Annotated in this window: 17 protein-coding genes; 3 read left to right on the forward strand and 14 right to left on the reverse strand. The window is 29.5% G+C overall.

From position 1 onward, the window contains the following. The first annotated feature begins 139 nt into the window (after positions 1–139). The gene (gene lptB, locus ACH2CG_RS07175; RefSeq protein WP_395063645.1) at positions 140–907 is read left to right on the forward strand and encodes an LPS export ABC transporter ATP-binding protein; all 768 of its coding nucleotides are present in this window, start codon (positions 140–142) and stop codon (positions 905–907) included. A 236-nt stretch (positions 908–1143) separates the two neighbouring features. Here lptB and ACH2CG_RS07180 read toward each other — a convergent pair whose 3' ends face one another. Together ACH2CG_RS07180 and ACH2CG_RS07185 are read right to left on the reverse strand one after the other, a co-directional pair. Beyond that, the gene (locus ACH2CG_RS07180) at positions 1144–1989 is read right to left on the reverse strand and encodes a glycoside hydrolase family 25 protein (RefSeq protein ID WP_395063647.1); all 846 of its coding nucleotides are present in this window, start codon (positions 1987–1989) and stop codon (positions 1144–1146) included. Between the two features lie 39 nt (positions 1990–2028). After that, entirely contained in the window at positions 2029–2757 is a 729-nt protein-coding gene (locus ACH2CG_RS07185) for a CDP-alcohol phosphatidyltransferase family protein (RefSeq protein WP_395063649.1), read from the reverse strand. 230 nt (positions 2758–2987) lie between these two features. Here ACH2CG_RS07185 and ACH2CG_RS07190 point away from each other — a divergent pair, with 230 nt between their 5' ends. Together ACH2CG_RS07190 and ACH2CG_RS07195 are read left to right on the forward strand one after the other, a co-directional pair. Further along, positions 2988–3971 (forward strand): PorV/PorQ family protein, encoded by a 984-nt coding sequence (locus tag ACH2CG_RS07190; RefSeq protein ID WP_395063676.1) that lies wholly within the window; start codon positions 2988–2990, stop codon positions 3969–3971. A 13-nt stretch (positions 3972–3984) separates the two neighbouring features. After that, positions 3985–5100, forward strand: a complete 1116-nt coding sequence (locus tag ACH2CG_RS07195; protein ID WP_395063650.1) for a DUF4105 domain-containing protein — start codon at positions 3985–3987, stop codon at positions 5098–5100. A 9-nt stretch (positions 5101–5109) separates the two neighbouring features. Here the strand turns inward: ACH2CG_RS07195 and ACH2CG_RS07200 are convergent, their stop codons facing one another. Genes ACH2CG_RS07200 through ACH2CG_RS07255 form a run of 12 tightly spaced genes read right to left on the reverse strand, consistent with a single transcriptional unit; the run spans position 5110 to position 17029 of the window. Next, positions 5110–6504: an exopolysaccharide biosynthesis polyprenyl glycosylphosphotransferase gene (locus ACH2CG_RS07200; protein ID WP_395063652.1), complete on the reverse strand. Its 1395-nt coding sequence runs from the start codon at positions 6502–6504 to the stop codon at positions 5110–5112. 57 nt (positions 6505–6561) lie between these two features. Beyond that, entirely contained in the window at positions 6562–7581 is a 1020-nt protein-coding gene (locus ACH2CG_RS07205) for a glycosyltransferase family 4 protein (protein ID WP_395063654.1), read from the reverse strand. Beyond that, complete coding sequence (locus ACH2CG_RS07210) at positions 7535–8899, reverse strand: O-antigen ligase family protein (protein WP_395063656.1); 1365 nt, start codon at positions 8897–8899, stop codon at positions 7535–7537. Before ACH2CG_RS07210 ends, ACH2CG_RS07205 begins: the two co-directional genes overlap by 47 nt. Before the next feature lies 1 nt (position 8900). Next, positions 8901–9974: a glycosyltransferase family 4 protein gene (locus tag ACH2CG_RS07215; protein ID WP_395063658.1), complete on the reverse strand. Its 1074-nt coding sequence runs from the start codon at positions 9972–9974 to the stop codon at positions 8901–8903. Further along, the gene (locus tag ACH2CG_RS07220) at positions 9971–11089 is read right to left on the reverse strand and encodes a glycosyltransferase (protein WP_395063660.1); all 1119 of its coding nucleotides are present in this window, start codon (positions 11087–11089) and stop codon (positions 9971–9973) included. Before ACH2CG_RS07220 ends, ACH2CG_RS07215 begins: the two co-directional genes overlap by 4 nt. Beyond that, on the reverse strand, positions 11089–11643 hold the full coding sequence (locus ACH2CG_RS07225) for a serine O-acetyltransferase (protein WP_395063661.1): 555 nt from the start codon (positions 11641–11643) through the stop codon (positions 11089–11091). The genes ACH2CG_RS07220 and ACH2CG_RS07225 overlap by 1 nt, the downstream gene beginning before the upstream one ends. A gap of 11 nt (positions 11644–11654) precedes the next feature. Further along, positions 11655–12596 carry a class I SAM-dependent methyltransferase gene (locus tag ACH2CG_RS07230; RefSeq protein ID WP_395063662.1) on the reverse strand — a complete coding sequence of 314 codons (942 nt, stop codon included), beginning with the start codon at positions 12594–12596 and terminating at the stop codon, positions 11655–11657. 11 nt (positions 12597–12607) lie between these two features. Next, on the reverse strand, positions 12608–13612 hold the full coding sequence (locus ACH2CG_RS07235; RefSeq protein WP_395063664.1) for a glycosyltransferase family 2 protein: 1005 nt from the start codon (positions 13610–13612) through the stop codon (positions 12608–12610). Continuing rightward, a complete protein-coding gene (locus ACH2CG_RS07240) occupies positions 13609–14076 on the reverse strand; it encodes a GNAT family N-acetyltransferase (RefSeq protein ID WP_395063666.1) in 468 nt (155 codons plus the stop codon). The genes ACH2CG_RS07235 and ACH2CG_RS07240 overlap by 4 nt, the downstream gene beginning before the upstream one ends. A gap of 29 nt (positions 14077–14105) precedes the next feature. Next, complete coding sequence (locus ACH2CG_RS07245; RefSeq protein WP_395063668.1) at positions 14106–14852, reverse strand: class I SAM-dependent methyltransferase; 747 nt, start codon at positions 14850–14852, stop codon at positions 14106–14108. A 27-nt stretch (positions 14853–14879) separates the two neighbouring features. After that, positions 14880–15950 (reverse strand): lipid II:glycine glycyltransferase FemX, encoded by a 1071-nt coding sequence (locus ACH2CG_RS07250; protein WP_395063670.1) that lies wholly within the window; start codon positions 15948–15950, stop codon positions 14880–14882. Then, entirely contained in the window at positions 15950–17029 is a 1080-nt protein-coding gene (locus ACH2CG_RS07255) for a hypothetical protein (protein WP_395063672.1), read from the reverse strand. The genes ACH2CG_RS07250 and ACH2CG_RS07255 overlap by 1 nt, the downstream gene beginning before the upstream one ends. Positions 17030–17125: the final 96 nt, after the last annotated feature.

The following is a 17125-nucleotide window of genomic DNA, read 5'->3' on the forward strand; positions in this document are numbered from 1 at the left end:
ATTAGATAATTAGAAAATGCAATAATATGTTAATTCATTAATCTGATTGATAATTTTTAATTTAATTTGTTTAAAAAAAAATAATTGAGTTAATTTTTTAATTATCTCATTTTCAAATTATCTAATTATCTAATTAAAGATGAAATTAAGAGCAGAAAATTTAGTAAAAACCTACAAAGGTAGAAGCGTTGTAAAAGGAATTTCTGTCGAAGTAAATCAAGGAGAAATTGTTGGGCTTTTAGGACCAAATGGTGCCGGAAAGACGACTTCTTTTTACATGATTGTAGGCTTGGTTAAACCAAATTCAGGAAATATCTATCTTGATGATATGAACATTACCGAGTTTCCGATGTACAAACGTGCACAAAACGGAATTGGTTATTTGGCACAAGAAGCATCAGTTTTTAGAAAATTGAGCATTGAAGATAATATTTTAAGCGTTTTGCAATTGACTAAACTATCTAAGGAAGAGCAAATTGCAAAAATGGAAAGTTTAATTGATGAATTTAGTTTAGAACATATTCGCACCAATCGCGGTGATTTACTCTCTGGAGGAGAACGTCGTAGAACAGAAATTGCACGATGCCTCGCAACCGATCCAAAGTTCATTCTTTTGGACGAACCTTTTGCCGGAGTTGACCCTGTTGCTGTAGAAGATATTCAACGAATTGTAGCGCAATTAAAAAACAAAAATATTGGAATTCTTATTACCGATCACAACGTTCAAGAAACATTAGCCATTACAGACAAAACCTATTTAATGTTTGAAGGCGGTATCTTAAAAGCTGGAAAACCAGAAGAATTGGTTGAAGACGAAATGGTAAGAAGAGTTTATTTAGGTCAAAACTTTGAGCTTCGCAAAACCAAAATCGATTTTAATGTTCCAAAAGTTGATTTAGACATCTAGAACTATGCTATTGCCAGATAAAGAAAGTTAAGATAAATGGCAAAAAGATTCAAATAATTGGAAGTGTAAATTGTTTTATTACAACAAAGAAGACAAAAGATTAATTGTTGATAAACCTAATCCTATTTACGGTACAACTTTTAATTTTGCGCATTCCAACTCCTATTTATTTTTTGATTGGAATGATGTTCTTTTTTGGATTTGTTCTTTTATAATTTCAATTACTCAAAAAATAATCAATTAGTAATTGTCAAATACTCTAACATTTTTGGCGTTCCGTTATAGATGTTAATGTCAACTCGTTCATTGATTCCTTTTATTCTTCCTTTTTCTGTAAACTGCCAAAACAACCAATCGTCTTTGATGTTTTCTACAAAAAAATTGTAATTGGCAACCCAAAAGGTATAGCCTTTAAATTCTTCTTTCAAGAAATCTTCATAGTATTTTTCGCCAGTATAAATAATTGGTTTTACTTTATAATGTTCGTCAACTTTTTTAAGCCAACGTTTTAAGCCAACTTTTAAACTATCAATAGATTGATTTTTGGGTAATTTTTCGATGTCTAAAACTGGTGGCAAATCGCCTTTTCGTAGTTTGACCGTTTTTATAAAATTCAGTGCTTGCTCAAGAGAGTTTTCGTTGGGACGATAATAATGATAAGCACCACGAATAAAATGTTGCTCCTTAGCTCCTTCCCAATTGTTATTGTACTGAGAATCTTGTTTGTCATTTCCTGCGGTTGCCCGAATTAAAACAAAACGCAACGGAAATTTATTTTCTATCGAATAGACTTCTTTCCAATTAATTTCGCCTTGAAATTGCGACACATCAAATCCAAAAGTCATTTGCTTGTGAGCTTGCAAAACTTGGTAAATTCTGGCTTGTGCAACTTTATCATCCTTGAGAACTTTATCGGTTTTAAAACTAAAATAATACAGAATAGCATTACGATAATGATAAAGTCCGAAAAATAATCCCAAAACTAAAACCGCTATAACAACAAATTTTGGAGAAAAAAAAGACTTCTTTTTCTTGATAGGTTTTCTTCTAACTGGAGGTTTTCGGGTTGTAGTTTTTGCCATAAATAGAAGAAATTGCAAATGCTAATTCTTAATTAATAACTATTTTTTAGCCAATATATTATTCAATACCGACAATAAAACGTAAGTTAGTATTATTAAAGGAATTGCAAGGAATTGTAAAGTCACAATCATTACAATGGAAGCAACTAGAAATCCTATTTGTAGTTTGTATTTCTGAAAGCTAAAGTTTTTTATTTTTAAAGAAAACAACGGAATTTCAGCATTCATAACATAAGCACTCAATAAAGTAATGACCAATAAAACCCATTGATTGTCAATAAATGGAACTGATATTAGTGGCAAACTCATAATAAACAATGCATTAGCTGGCGTTGGCAAACCAATAAACGAATCGGATTGACGTGTATCAATATTAAAATTAGCCAATCGATAACAAGCTCCAAGTGTAATTATAAACCCTAAGTAAGGAAGTAATGCATAATAATTAAAACCCAATGCCATATTTGGGTCACAACCATTACAAACTTGAATTTGATCTTCTAATTTCAACAATATTTTAAACATCACAAATCCTGGTGCAACACCACTTGTAACCATATCTGCTAAAGAATCTAACTGAACACCTAATGGTCCAGCAACTCCAAATTTTCTAGCGAAAAAACCATCAAAAAAATCAAAGAATATCCCTAAACAAACAAAATAAAATGCAATATCAAATTTGAATTCTGCAATGAAAACTACGGCTATACAACCACAAAATAAATTTAAAAGAGTAAGAAAGTTGGGAATGTGTTTTTTGATGTTCATGCTTTTAATTTTTCTAAAGACAAATGTAATACAATAAGTTTATACATAAGTACGTTTGTAATTAGAGATTTTATTTGAGATATTATTATCAATCGTTAATTGCATAAGCTCAATAAAAATTTCTATTTTTGAAAAAATAATTTGCTTTGAAGAAAATTCTCTTTTTAACCTTCTTATTTGGATGTACTTTAGCTCATAGTCAAGCCGTTAGAAAGTATTCCAATGAGTTTATGAATATTGGCGTTGATGCTGCTGCGTTAGGAATGTCTAATGCTGTGGTGGCTCATACTAATGATGTAAACTCTGGATATTGGAATCCAGCTGGATTAATTGGTCTTGAAGATGGACAAGTTGCTTTAATGCACGCAAGTTATTTTGCAAATATTGCTCAATACGATTATGCCGCTTATGCGAAACCTATTGATACTGAAAGTGCTTGGGGAATTTCGCTAATTCGTTTTGGAGTAGATGATATTTTAAATACAACACAACTTATTGATGGCAACGGAAACATTGATTACAATAGAATAAGTAAATTTTCTACTGCCGATTATGGCTTGACTTTATCGTATGCTCGAAAGTTAAAAATTCCGGGATTTCAATATGGTGTAAATGCAAAAGTAATACGACGTGTTATTGGAGATTTTGCCAATTCATGGGGATTTGGGTTTGATGTTGGATTGCAATTTGAAAGAGACGATTGGAAATTCGGATTGATGCTTCGTGATATTACTACAACTTATAATGTGTGGAGTATTAATGAAGAAGAATACAAGAAAATTAAAGATGCTGTTCCTGGCGAAAACCAAGAATTACCAGAAAGCACCGAAATTACTTTACCAAAAGCACAATTTGGAATGTCTAAAAAGTTTGAATTTCACAATGAAACAAGCCTTTTGGCATCTGGAAATTTAAACATGCAATTTACAAAAACCAACGATTTAATAGCAACCGATTTTGTAAGCATTGATCCAGCAATTGGATTTGAATACAGTTATACCGATTTAGTATTTCTTAGAGCTGGTGTTGGAAATTTTCAGAATGTAACCCAAATTGATAATTCTAAAAAAGTAGGATTTCAACCTAATATTGGCTTGGGATTTAAATATAAAGGCATTCAAATAGATTATGCGCTAACTGATTTAGGAGATCAAAGTGCCGCTTTGTATTCTAATATTTTTTCTGTTAAAGTTGATTTAAGTATTTTTAGATAATTTGTACCTCCTAATGAAAAAATTACTTCTTGTTTTATTGCTTCTAGTTCAATTTTTTGGATTTTCTCAAAACCCACCACTTTCTAATAATGTTTCTGTTAGTGTTTTTACATGCGGAAGAGGAAATGAATTGTATACTACTTTTGGTCATACAGCCATTAGAATAAAAGATTCTATCAACAATCTTGATGTTGTTTACAACTATGGTGCCTTTGACTTTAGAACTGAAAATTTCTACTTTAAATTTGTAAAAGGTGATTTACAATATTTTATTGTTGCTTCGTCGTATGATGATTTTGTCTTTGAATATCAAACAGAGAATAGAGAAATTATTGAGCAAACGTTAAACCTTCCTCTTGCCAAAAAACAAGAACTTTTTGAACTATTAAACGCTTCTTTATATTCTGATCAAAAATTTTATACTTACAAATTTATTGATAAAAATTGCACCACAATGGTTGTCGAAAAAATCAATGAAATTTTGGGTAAACCAATGATTAAGAAAGTTGACGACACCAGTATTTCTTATAGAAAATTACTCTATCCATTTTTTGAAAATCACTTTTATTATCAACTTGGAATTAACATTATATTTGGTGCAAAAACCGATACCAAAGCAGAAAAACTATTTCTTCCTGTAGAATTAATGCACAGTCTTGATAAAGCCGTTCTTGACGGAAAACCACTTGTTACAGAAAAGAAAACTATAGTTACTGGCGCTGCACTTGAGTCGGGATTTTCATTTGTAAACAGTATTTATTTTATAGCACTCTTGTTATTGATAGTAGTTTTGGTAAACAAACGATTGGTCACTTTACCCTATTTATTCATCATGGGATTATTTGGATTATTCCTTTGCTTAGTAGGATTTTATTCGCTTCACAAAGAGATTTTATGGAACTATAATGCACTACTTTTTAATCCAGTTTTTTTGGTATTGGTATTTTTAAAAGGAAAATGGTTCAAGAATACAGCAATTGGTTGTTTGGTTATGGTGCTTGTTTATTGTATTATAATGATCAACAAACCGCATTTACCATTAATGATTCCGTTTATTATTGCTAACAGTTATATATTGGTTAGATTGTTGAAACAAAATAGAAAGTTACACAATTTAGAAATCAACTAATTGATTTTACTATTGTCCTCTATAGAAAAGAACTGTACTAAAGGTTTTGATAATAATATTGATATCAAGAAATATGCTTCTATGTTTGATATAATATAAATCATATTGTAGTTTCACTAAACTGTCTTCTATAGAATCACCATAGGCATAATTTACTTGTGCCCAACCTGTAAGTCCTGGTTTTACAACATGTCGTGTTTCATAAAACGGCATTACTTCTGCAATTTCGTTTACAAAAACTGGACGTTCTGGCCTTGGTCCAATAATTGCCATATCGCCTTTAAGGATATTTATAAATTGAGGAAATTCGTCCAATCTAGTTTTTCTTAAAAATTTGCCGAAAGGCGTAACCCTTGTATCATTGATAGTTGTAAAAACGGCGCCATTAGACTCGGCATTTTTTACCATTGTTCTATACTTAAATATTTTAAAAACTTTTCCGTTTTGCCCTACTCTTTCTTGTGTATAGAAAAGTTCACCTCTATTTCCGATAAAGTTTCCAACGACAATTAAGGGAAAAAACACCAGTCCGAAAGACAAACCTATTCCCGAAAAAATAATTTCTGTAACTCTAGACACCAAAAGGTACAAGTGATTTTGATTACTTCTACTAAAAGGAAAATAGCGATAGAAATCTCTAGAAACATATTGCACTGGAATTCGTTGTGTTATTGTTTCATAAACCTGCGTATATTCTCTAATAATAAATCCATTTTCAAGAAGATGGATCAACTGATTGTATAAGCTAACTGTTATTCCTTCTGTTTTTTGAGATGCAATTACAATTTCTGAAATAGAATTATTTCTAACATAATTTTCTAAATCATCTGGTTTTATGTTTTTAATTCCGTTAAGTTTAATTTTAAAGCTATCATCGCCATCAGAATTTACAAATCCTATAATTCTATAATGAGGATCGGCTTGTTCTAACCCAGAAACTAATTCTTGCAATTGCTCTTTATCGCAAACTAAAATTGCTTTTTTCACAAAACGTTGTGAGGCCAAAAACGTCACATAAAACATTCGCCAAAATAAAAGTGCCGAGAAAATTGAAATGAAAAATATTATTATTTGTAACCTATTAGATGGTAAAACAGGAGTGTAAATGGGCGTTAAAAGATAAACTAAAACCGTTGTAGAGGTTGTTAATATTATACTTTTAATTATTTGATACTGATTACTAGCAACTTGAAGGTTGTACATTTCGAAAACAGAACCAAAAATATTAATATACAAGGCTAAAACAATTGCCCAATAATAATTGGATGTAGAAAATGTAAAGTATTTAAAATTGAAAATTGAACTGATAATATACAAGCATAGCAAAACAAAAATTACATCGAAAACTTTCAGAAGAATTTTTCTTTCTGAAACCTCAAAATGCATTTTTTTATTACTGTTCATCAATAAAATAGTTTTATTTTGGATGCAAGTTACTAAAATATAGCCTATGATTAACTACTATTTTAATATTTCAATCCATTTTTGCTTTACTTGTTTCCAATCAAAGCTTTCTACTAGGAATCTTGAATTATGTGAGATTTTTTTTGCGAGATTATCATTTTCGAAAATTTCTATAATGGCACGCGTCATGCTTGTTGCATCGTTATCGTCTACAAGAAGCGCGGTTTCATTATTGGATAAAAGAAACGGTATGCCACCAACATTGGTAGAAACTACTGGTAGTCCTAATGCCATGGCTTCAATAACGCTTATTGGAGTATTATCAAAATGAGTTGTGTTGATAAATACATTATACTCTTTAGAAAGTTCAATCCATTCTGATTTTAATAATTTACCTGTAAACTTGACTTGTACATTTAGGTTTTTTGCATATTCTATACATTCATCAATAAGATTTTCATTGTCTGGACCAACCATGCAAAGTTGCGCATTTGGATGTGTTTTTTTTAAATTATAGACTACATCAATTGCCATTTTGGGATTATAAATTTTAGAAAATGAACGAACCCAAAGCAGTTTAGGCACATCGAATATTGGTTCTCTATAAGTGTAATTATCCAGTTGTATTGTGTTGGGAATGTAAAGCAAATTAGTAGGATATTTATCTTTAAAAGCGTTTAATAAATAACCCGATGGCGCTACAAGTAAATAGGCATTTTTAAAAATTAAATCACAAAGAAACGGACTTTTTTTTAATCGAACAGGAAGATTTCCACCATGTAAAATAGCGATATATTTAGTATTAAAAATTCTAGCAACTTGACTTGTAATTAAAGCATAATAAAACCCAAATGTACTGTAAGTGTCAATAATTATATAATTGACTTTAATACTGTTTTTAATAGTTGCAATAAACATTGCAATCATTCGCAATAACTGATTTTTTATACTTGATGAATAGGTAACATTAAAACCTTCCTTCTCTAGTAAATGACCGAGAATTTCTATGTATGTGGTATTAAATCCGTGTTTAGATAAATTGTTTCCTACGTACAGAATTTTCTTCTTCTTCGTCATTAAATTTTACTTTTAAAATTGATAATGCATAGACAAATGATGGTGCTGCGGTTCTCATAGCGGCATGATTGATTGTCAATAACCAGAAAAACACGAAACAAAAAGAATAAATATGCTGGGAATTGTCAAGATATAGAACAATAGGTGTAAATAATAATATCATTAAAGATAAAATTCCAAGAGAACCATGCTCTGCCAGCATTCTTGTTATTTCATCATGAGAAGCGATGACAAGTCCGGTTTCTTCCATTCTTATTTCGGCACCTTTGGCTACACCAACTCCAAAAAATGGATTGTTTAAAAAAGCATTTATTTCACTCTTAGCAATATCTTCTCTTCCTGTAAATTTACTTTCTTTTTCTCTACCCATTGCATCTTCGTTGCTGTATCTTTTACCTATCAATCCGTTGGTTTGACTTTCTGTGTAGAGCCAAGTACAAAACATAATAGATGAAATAATTATAAAGAAGTAATTCAATTTTACTCTTCCTTTATATTTAGAATTTTTATATAAAAAAACTAACATAATAAAGATCATAACCAATCCAGTAATCATTCCGCCACGAGAGAACGTCAATAAACCTCTATAACTAATATTTAAAGCTATGAAGATATTTAAAATAAAAATAAATTTTGTTCTTGAGGAAGTAATTACTCTAGCAAAGAAAATAAACATTCCCAATCCTAGTGCTGTAGAAACCTGATTGGGACCAAAACCTCCCGATGTTTCGGCATTAGAACCAGTATTAGTTAAAATCTCACTTAACTTGGGTGTATATAAAATTAAATAAGTGGTACAGGTTAATATTGGTAAACCCATAACCAACAATATATTATTGACTTCTTCTAGTTTTATCTTCCTATTGTAACAATATAATGATGCAAAAGCTAGAGAAACTGGTCCAGATATATTGAAAGATATTGTTTTTCTAATATCAATTGAAGTCAAGTTTAATGTTTGCGTGGCAATTATAATACCTGGAACCAAGAGTAGTAAAAAAATCCAATAGGGAATTGCGTTTTTGGAAAATCCGCTGTAAAACATTCCTATAATTACAAAAATAATGATGCCATATTTAGAGAACTCATGATTGGGATTCCCATCTGTCATCCGTAAAAAAACCTCACTACCTACAATATATGCTGCGGCATAAAGCACTTCATTATTTTTATTCCTTGTTTTTATAATGAAATATAGACTTATTACAAACATTAATCCTGCATAAATCTTAGATATAAAAGGAATATAATAAATTAATACACCAATGCCAATGTGTAGTAAAATTAAAAAAAGGTAATTCTTATCTTTATCTTGCATTTTAATTATTTGCTAACCAATTTAAATAAGATTTTATTATTGAATCTTCTGAATTATTAATTTGAATTGTTTTTAACAAACTACTTCCCATTTTTTTTCTTAGAGGAATATCATTTATTAAAGTTTCTAAATTGTTTATAAAACTAACTAAATCATCTTTATCAACAATAAATCCGTTCTCCTTATTTTTAATAATAAATGGAATTTCTCCAACTGCGGTAGTCACTACTGGTTTACTATTTAGTCCGTATTCTAATAATGAAATTGGTAAACCTTCTGATTGTGATGTCAATACAGCAATATCCGACTGGTTTATAATGTTTTGAATGTCTTTTTTAGAGCCATAAAGATACACGTTATTACTAAGTGATTCCGTTTTTATTGCATCGCTAAGTTGGAGAGAATAGTTGTCATTAAAATCCTGACCAACTAGATGAAAACTCCACTCTGGATGCTTTTTTACAACAGCAGTTGCAACTTTTAAAAGAAAAAAATGATTTTTTTGAGGTCGTAAATTGGCCAAACATAAAATTCTTTTACCATTAATTCCTTTCAATTGTGTTTCAACGATTTCATTTTCTATAGTGGAAGTAAAATTTGGCAAATAAATTATTTTTTTACACTTCAATTTCTTTTCAGCCCATTCTTTAAGTTGAAAATTGACAACTACTATTCCCGAAAAAAAATAGGAAGCACTTGCTAATGCTATGGATTTTCTTTGGTTTAAAAATTCGCTCAATCCATAGTGGTCGTGCCAAATTATTCTAATTTGTGGCAGCATAAATTTTACTAAAACCGCAATAAAATAGGAACTTGTATGCGCCTGAATAGTATCAATTTTATTAGATTTACAATAAAAAATTAATTTTTGTGTGGCTTTAAAGTCGAAACTTTTTTTCTTGTTTAAAAAAAGATATGAAACAGATTTATCTATTTCGCTTTTAAGGATACCTTCTTTTCTAGTTGCCACTAATCCTGAAAAGGCGACATTTTTAGACAATGAGTTTGCATAATTGACTGCCATTCTCTCTGCTCCACCAGCGTCTAAGGAATCTATTAATTGAAGAATTCTCATGCTTTTAAAAGTAATTTAATTTCAGATTCAAAATAATCTACTGTAAATTGTCTCGACCACTCAATTGCTTCATTACGTTTCTCGTTGTAGCTAATTTCATTATTTAAAAGAGCACTAATTTTTTCTACATCTTTCTCTAAATTCATCGTTAACATGATGCCTCTTTTATTGTTATTGAGCATGTAAGAAACACAGGAAATATTAGTAGCAATAGGCAATGCACCCCAAAACATTCCTTCGGCAATAGCTTTTGGCCAACCTTCACTCTTAGAGGGTAAAATTACAAAATGGCTTTCTTGGTATGCTTTTTTTATAACATCTTTAGGTTGGTTACCTTTAAAAATTATTGTATTTTTCAAATTATTATGCTCGCAGTATTCTTGCAAACTAGCATTATCATAACCGTTTCCGTATAAAGAAAGTTGGACATTTTTATTGAGACTTTTTAGTTTTTCAACAAGTTTAATAGCATACAAAGGTCGTTTTCCTTTTACTAAAGTACCAACAAAAGTAAATTGAATAACTTGATCTAAAGTCTTATCTAGTATTGGTTCTTTTTCTTTTTCAAGGTAAGTTGCAGTAAAGAAAGATTTAATATTTTTCGAACTATTTTTCCACTTTCCATAGACAAGTACTTTACAGTTTTTAGTTATAAAAGTGTTTTCTAAAATAAATTTTTGAAGTTTATAACTAATAGGTTGACTGGATTTTGGATCCCAATTACCTGCATACTTGGCTGTTTTATATTTATTTGGAAATAAAATTTGGACTATACAACCCAAAAGCGCAATATTTCCTGGGCATCTTAAATGAAGATGTTCTGTTTTTTTTATTGTAGAAAATAGTTTAAAAAGTGTCGAAAAAAGATGTTGAAAACCTTTTATAATTCCGGAAAAAGACTTCATATTGAATTCATCAATTGGAGTAATACTTTCTATTGGAAAATTAATTTTAGATATTAACAATCCTTTATCATCATACCATATAGGGCATGAAAATGAGATGGAACTTGAGTATTTTGCCCAAATTTCTAGCTCATTAACATATGGACTATAAGCATAATACTGATTATCTTTAACAATAATTGGCGATGATGAAATTACTAAAGTCTTCATTAAATATATCCTTTAGATCCTTTTTCTGAAATGAGCTTTCCAGGAACTCCAATAACTACTGCATTATCATTAAAACTAGAATTTATCAAGGAGCAAGCACCAATTAACACATTGTTTCCAATAGTTATTTTTCCTGCTAGAACAGAATTGGCTCCAATATAAACATTATCGCCAATTACTGGAACGCCTCTATTTTGGTCTAAACCAGAAACACCAATTGTTACTCCTTGACTTATATTGCAGTTATTGCCAATTATTGTTTTAGAATTAATTACAATTCCGCCAAAGTGAGCAATATAAAAAGAATCACCTATAATTACTGATGCCGGAATTGAAATACCAGTAACAACCTCAATTATTTTTTGCCATAAATACATTGGAAACATACATAAAAAACGGAACGGTTGTAGCGTTATATTTCTAGAAATTGCATTGGCGATTCGGTATTGAAACGTTGCCCAAAATCCTTGAGTTAAAAAAATTATAACAAAAAAATTTGAACCATAGTTATGGTATTTTTTAAAATCAGATTTAATTAATTTTATAGTATTCATTTAATTAAATATTATTCTCTTAGCTTAAAAAATTCTTCAAAAAGCGCTTCGCCAAATCTATGTTTTGCATCTTTTACAAAAGTCATAGCATAACCTTTGGGCGATGAAAGTGTTCTTTTATTTACTTTAAAATTATCAAAATATTTAAACCACCCAAACAGCAGTCTTGTGCCTAAAATACTTATTCTTCTTATGTGCTTGTGAGACGTTAAATTTACAATATAATTAGCAATTGTTACTGCTACCATTGATGCATTTCCTTCTGTAATATATGTTTTTTCTAATGCGCATTGATTAAAAAGTGATCGCAATCCGGTGAAAGTAAATCTAAAAAAATCATACGGTTGACCGTGATATGGATAATTTTGTGGTGCCTCAATTTGAATATAACCTCCTATCTTAGTAACGCGCTGAAATTCTTGCGCCAACAACCAAGGATTCATGGTATGTTCTATAACTTGAGCTGCAAAAACCAAATCGAAAAAGCCATCTTCAAACGGAATTTCATGTGCATCAATAACACAATCTGCTTGTAACTGAATGTGAACATCACTGGCAATAACCTCGCAAGAAGCAAATAACGATTTGTAATAATCAACTTTATCACCTGCGCCAATTATTAAAACTTTACCATTGGTTTTATTTACTTTTTCACCCAACTCGGCATATCTTTTTCTTATGTGAAAATCTTCAACTAATGAAGGTAGAATTTTTTTTCTAAAATGATTTTTAAAACTCTTGGGCTTAACAAAATCTGCGTCTTGGGTTGTAAATTTATTAGATGTTATGTCTTCTATTTTAAAAATAGAGTTGTCACTTAATAGCAACGGTGCGCCGTTATAAATTGGCAAAAAGGAACCGTCTGAAAACAATATTTTCTCAGATTCTATGTTTATAAATTTTGCTTTAGTTTTGGGATGTACTATTGCGTTTATTGCTTCTTTTGACAACATAATTATGGTAACTATTTAATTATTGGCTTGTTATAAATGAGGCTAAAATAACCAACAACTCTTCCTAAAGCTTCTGTAAAAGCTTCTTTTTTATTAGCTTTTGTAAATATATTACTAAATCTTATACCAATCAAAATTAATGTTATTGCGTTCCACTTTAATCGGTCTTTAAAGTTAGGTTTGCTTTTATGAACATGCCATATATACCAACCGTTTCTTACAACCATTTTTCCGTAATTATATTTATTTGGCCGTCCAGAGTGATCATGATAATGGTAAATTTGAACATTTGTATTGATTATATTTTTGCCAAATTGTAGTGCTCTAATGCAATAATCGGCATCTTCGTACAAGCCGTATCCTTCAAAATAGGTTGAAAATTTGATATTTTGAAACACAATTCTTCTAAAAGAAAAAGACATCCCAATCAATAAATGTACACTGTAGGATTCACCATCTATAGGATATCCACAAGTTCTTGAATTGGAATAATCTGGAACTACATTAGACGGTAAATGCGACTGAAGACCCAAAAAATTACGAACAACATTTCGTGTAGATTCTTTATAAACATAGTCACCATGTACATAATAAAAATGCTTATTATACCTTTTATTAGGCTCTTTTTTTACCCATGCATTTTCATTTAAAGAAACGCCACCAACGCCAACAATGGTTTTATCACTAGAAAAAGTAGCACTAATTTCTTGAAAATAATTGATTGTCAATTCGGTATCATCATCAATAAAACAAACAATCTCTGAATTGGGACTGACTTTAGAAATACCATAATTTCTTTGTTTAGTTAATCCTCTGTGTTGAGAATCTACCAAAAAATATTCTAAATTTAATGGTTTATCTTTTTCAAATAATGCTTTGGTATCTTCATTTAATGAGCCATCTACAATTATAATTTGATTGGGATAAAGTGATTGTAGCTCAACAGACATTAGCAACCGTTTGAGAGAATTAGCTCTCATAAAGGTGCAAATTATTAATGTGAAATTTGTATTCAATTGGTAATTTTAGTATTTAGATAAAAAAATAAAAATCTAGTAGTTTTTATCTTAGAAAACAATTTAAACCCAGCTTTTTCAATTCCTTTTATAGAATTAATGTTATCATGATCTACAATAACAAAAACCTCTCTATATTTTTTTTGAAAAAGGAGTTCTTTAGAAATTTTATTTAACATTAAAGGATAAATTGATTTACCTCGATAATCTGGATTAGTGAAACAATCGCCAATTGCTGGCCCTACTTTATTGATAATTCGCAAGAAAAATAATTTTTTATAAACTGCACTTTCATGAATTAAAACCTCATTTTCAATTATTTTATATTTAGTTTTATTGGGTGTTTTTTTCTTTTTTATAACATTGTATCCAATATCTCCAAGCGTTTTAAAATCATCAGCACTGATTTTATAAACCATTACATTTAAATGTTTTAAGTAAAAATATTTTAATATTTTATTCATTAATTTAATTTGAATGATTAATTTTATTTCTATTTAGTTGCAAAAAATAAAAGATTATTATACCCTTTAAATCTGTTATATTTTATTCCTTCTTCTTTATAAAAATCAGACAACGACTTTACTTCTATGTTTTTAAAACCACTATCGGACAAATGATTTTTTAAGTCTTTATTAGAGAAATAATATCCGCTAAATTCATATCCGTTAAACCCTGTAATTCTATTACCTACTTCACTTTTAATGAAAGGTTTAAAAAGTTTTCTCAACATAAAGTACAACGTCTTTTGTGGCGTTCCTACTTGGTTATGAACTACTCCAATAATGCAACCATTTGGTTCTAAGATTGAATAAGAGGTTTCAAATATTGTATCTCTATTTTTTTTATCCTTAACATAAGTAAGAATACAATTCATAAAAGTTACCAATTGAAAGCTGTTTTTTTGTGCAGTAAATGTTACGGCATCGGCAACTTCTAGTGTCACTTTGTCTTGAAAACCCCAACGATTGCAATTTTCTATTGCTTTTTTAATCATGTTTTGGGCAATATCTGTTGCTAGAATTTTTTCTATTTCTATCAATTTCAATATTCCGTTTATTTCTCTTCCCGTACCGCAACCAAATATTTTGGCATTCTTAACTTTAATACTGTTTTTTACAAAGTAGTTTTTTACCTTTTCATAAAGATAAGCTTCATAATTTGCTGTTTCGGCAACCGTTTTATCTTGAGAATAAATAACATCATCTTTTTCCCAAAAATCTTTATTTTCAATTTTCATTATTCTTTTTCGTATTATGTAATGCGTCTATTTTTTTAGAACAGACAAAATTTTTGCAATATTTTTTTTTAAAGGTCTAACTTTTTCTTCAAAGAAAAGAAAAAATTTAAATATTATGGCATTTATTACCACAAAATACTTAGTATCAATATAATCAACAGCTGTAGTATTGAAATTACTTTTAAATTCTTTTACTCCATCTGAGCCACCAAGTGAAATATTATATCCGTCTAGATTTTCATTAAAACTTAGCTTTATAGCCTCCCATTGCAACAAATGTCCAGTTAGCAAATCGGGCTTTTCTTTTTTAGTTCCTCCTAAAATATAACTATAATAATTACCAGATTTTACTAGAAAAATAGCACCTTTTATCTCGTTATCTTTGTAGGCTGCAATAAATTTGGCTTTATCGTTTTGTACCAATTTTAGGATAGTTTCTTTAAAACTTGCCCAATCTCTCAAACTATAATTTCCATTTTTGGCATTTTCAAGACATAAATCATAGGCTTGTTTTATATCTGTTTCGGCAGTTAAAAATTTAATTTCTTGTTCTTTTCTTAAGGCACTTCTTATGTCTCTTCTAACGGTCGATTTAAAATCAATAAGTATTTCTTCTTCTGTAGTGTATTTTTTTAAATCTATCCAATTGAGACCATTAGAGGAATAAACAAACTTAAAAAGATTGCCTTTTTTATAATTTTTAAATAGAGTCTCGTCAATAGATTGGTAATAATGATTAGAAAAACTTGCATTACTAGACATTGGAAAATTAAACTGACAATAACATGCTTTTATTTTTTTAGCCCGCACCGCAATAGCATCAATGAGCAACTTCAAAACACCGCCATTGGCAGTTTTATCAATTGGACCGTAAGGAATTATGTAAAATTTAAAAAATAAAAACTTAGCGATTACTGCTCCATAACCAGCTATGATTTCTTCGTTTTCTATGGCCAAACACAGCTCATAATCAAACCCATAATTTTTGTAAGATTGCAACCAATCTGTTAACAGTAAATGACTTCCTCTATCATTATTGAGAACAAAATCATTCCACTTTTTTTTATAATCACTGTCTTTTGTAAATATAATTTCCATTAATCAACGGTTCTAAACAAAAGGTTTGCACTACTTTTTACAAGTATCGTTCCTTCGGGATTTATATCTAAAATACTATTTTCGAAATTTTTCATATACCCAATCAGTTCTGAAATTGTAGGATTCCAAATGTTATTATTTTTTATATTTTCTGACAAATAATTAAAATTTGCGGCTACTTCTTGATCAATTTTACTTGTGGTTGCAAACATTTTTCCTTGGTGATAATTCATTGGCACCGAGAAATAAGTGTGTGCTATAAAAAGTCCTTTTTCTTGAAGCAATAAATCTATATTTTCTTTAGACAATGATTTTTTAAAATCGACCATTTCTAAAGTTTGAAAGATATAAAATTCTTTTTCTGCTATGCGATGCTTAAAAAATATTGGGCTGTACTTTGCATATTTAAAAGGCGTGTTTTTATGTTTGTTCCAACCCAAAAATACTGCTAAGATAGGTTTGGATATAGAAATAAAATTAGAAACCAGTTTAAAAACTAACATAATTTGCTTTTTATAAATTATGTTTTTAAAGTTTTGAGCCAAGCTTTTATATTTAAGAATAATGTCTTGAGTTGCATAATAATGAAAAATAATATTTTTTATCATTAGTTGCATTCGCTTTATAAAACTTAAATTTTTATTTCCTTTCAAGAAACTAGAAAGTGTAAAATGGCTACCGTTTAATTGATTGATAACGCCTCTTGTTGCTGTACCACAATCAATATAATTCCAGAGAATAGTGATATTTTTTTTAATTAAAACCGATTCAAAATAGGCATCTTCTTTATTAAAATTCTTATACAAAGAAAAATTATAAGGTTGGTAACCGTGATCAATCCAGGTTGGAATATCTAAATATGGCGGTTCAAAATTTTCAAAATCAGAAAAACTATCGTCGTCGGATTTTATGGATTGTGATAACGAATGATAGCACAACTCGTGCAAATCATTTTTCCATAAATCGATTTCATTTTTTTGATTTTCGTAAGAAGCATTATCTTCTCGCTTAGAAAAATGATTAAGAAAAAAACCTTTAGTGACTTTTATTGCTTTTTCTTTAAAAAAAACACGCTGCAATAGACTGCACCCAAAAGTTTAGACAAATTTATAATTAATTTTGATAATAATGAGCTCGATATTGTATTGGGCTCATTTTGTTTAAATTCGACTTGC

Origin of the sequence: Flavobacterium sp. (assembly GCF_043778725.1) — a bacterium.
GTDB lineage: Bacteria > Bacteroidota > Bacteroidia > Flavobacteriales > Flavobacteriaceae > Flavobacterium.

Excerpts from the sequence above, each read along its gene's own strand:
- ACH2CG_RS07185 (WP_395063649.1), bottom strand. The coding sequence starts at position 2,757 with ATGAACATCAAAAAACACATTCCCAACTTTCTTACTCTTTTAAATTTA.
- ACH2CG_RS07215 (WP_395063658.1), bottom strand. The coding sequence starts at position 9,974 with ATGAGAATTCTTCAATTAATAGATTCCTTAGACGCTGGTGGAGCAGAG.
- ACH2CG_RS07180 (WP_395063647.1), bottom strand. The coding sequence starts at position 1,989 with ATGGCAAAAACTACAACCCGAAAACCTCCAGTTAGAAGAAAACCTATC.
- ACH2CG_RS07220 (WP_395063660.1), bottom strand. The coding sequence starts at position 11,089 with ATGAAGACTTTAGTAATTTCATCATCGCCAATTATTGTTAAAGATAAT.
- ACH2CG_RS07195 (WP_395063650.1), top strand. The coding sequence starts at position 3,985 with ATGAAAAAATTACTTCTTGTTTTATTGCTTCTAGTTCAATTTTTTGGA.
- ACH2CG_RS07230 (WP_395063662.1), bottom strand. The coding sequence starts at position 12,596 with ATGTTGTCAAAAGAAGCAATAAACGCAATAGTACATCCCAAAACTAAA.
- ACH2CG_RS07210 (WP_395063656.1), bottom strand. The coding sequence starts at position 8,899 with ATGCAAGATAAAGATAAGAATTACCTTTTTTTAATTTTACTACACATT.
- ACH2CG_RS07250 (WP_395063670.1), bottom strand. The coding sequence starts at position 15,950 with ATGGAAATTATATTTACAAAAGACAGTGATTATAAAAAAAAGTGGAAT.
- ACH2CG_RS07225 (WP_395063661.1), bottom strand. The coding sequence starts at position 11,643 with ATGAATACTATAAAATTAATTAAATCTGATTTTAAAAAATACCATAAC.
- lptB (WP_395063645.1), top strand. The coding sequence starts at position 140 with ATGAAATTAAGAGCAGAAAATTTAGTAAAAACCTACAAAGGTAGAAGC.
- ACH2CG_RS07240 (WP_395063666.1), bottom strand. The coding sequence starts at position 14,076 with ATGAATAAAATATTAAAATATTTTTACTTAAAACATTTAAATGTAATG.
- ACH2CG_RS07190 (WP_395063676.1), top strand. The coding sequence starts at position 2,988 with ATGAATATTGGCGTTGATGCTGCTGCGTTAGGAATGTCTAATGCTGTG.
- ACH2CG_RS07205 (WP_395063654.1), bottom strand. The coding sequence starts at position 7,581 with ATGACGAAGAAGAAGAAAATTCTGTACGTAGGAAACAATTTATCTAAA.
- ACH2CG_RS07245 (WP_395063668.1), bottom strand. The coding sequence starts at position 14,852 with ATGAAAATTGAAAATAAAGATTTTTGGGAAAAAGATGATGTTATTTAT.
- ACH2CG_RS07200 (WP_395063652.1), bottom strand. The coding sequence starts at position 6,504 with ATGAACAGTAATAAAAAAATGCATTTTGAGGTTTCAGAAAGAAAAATT.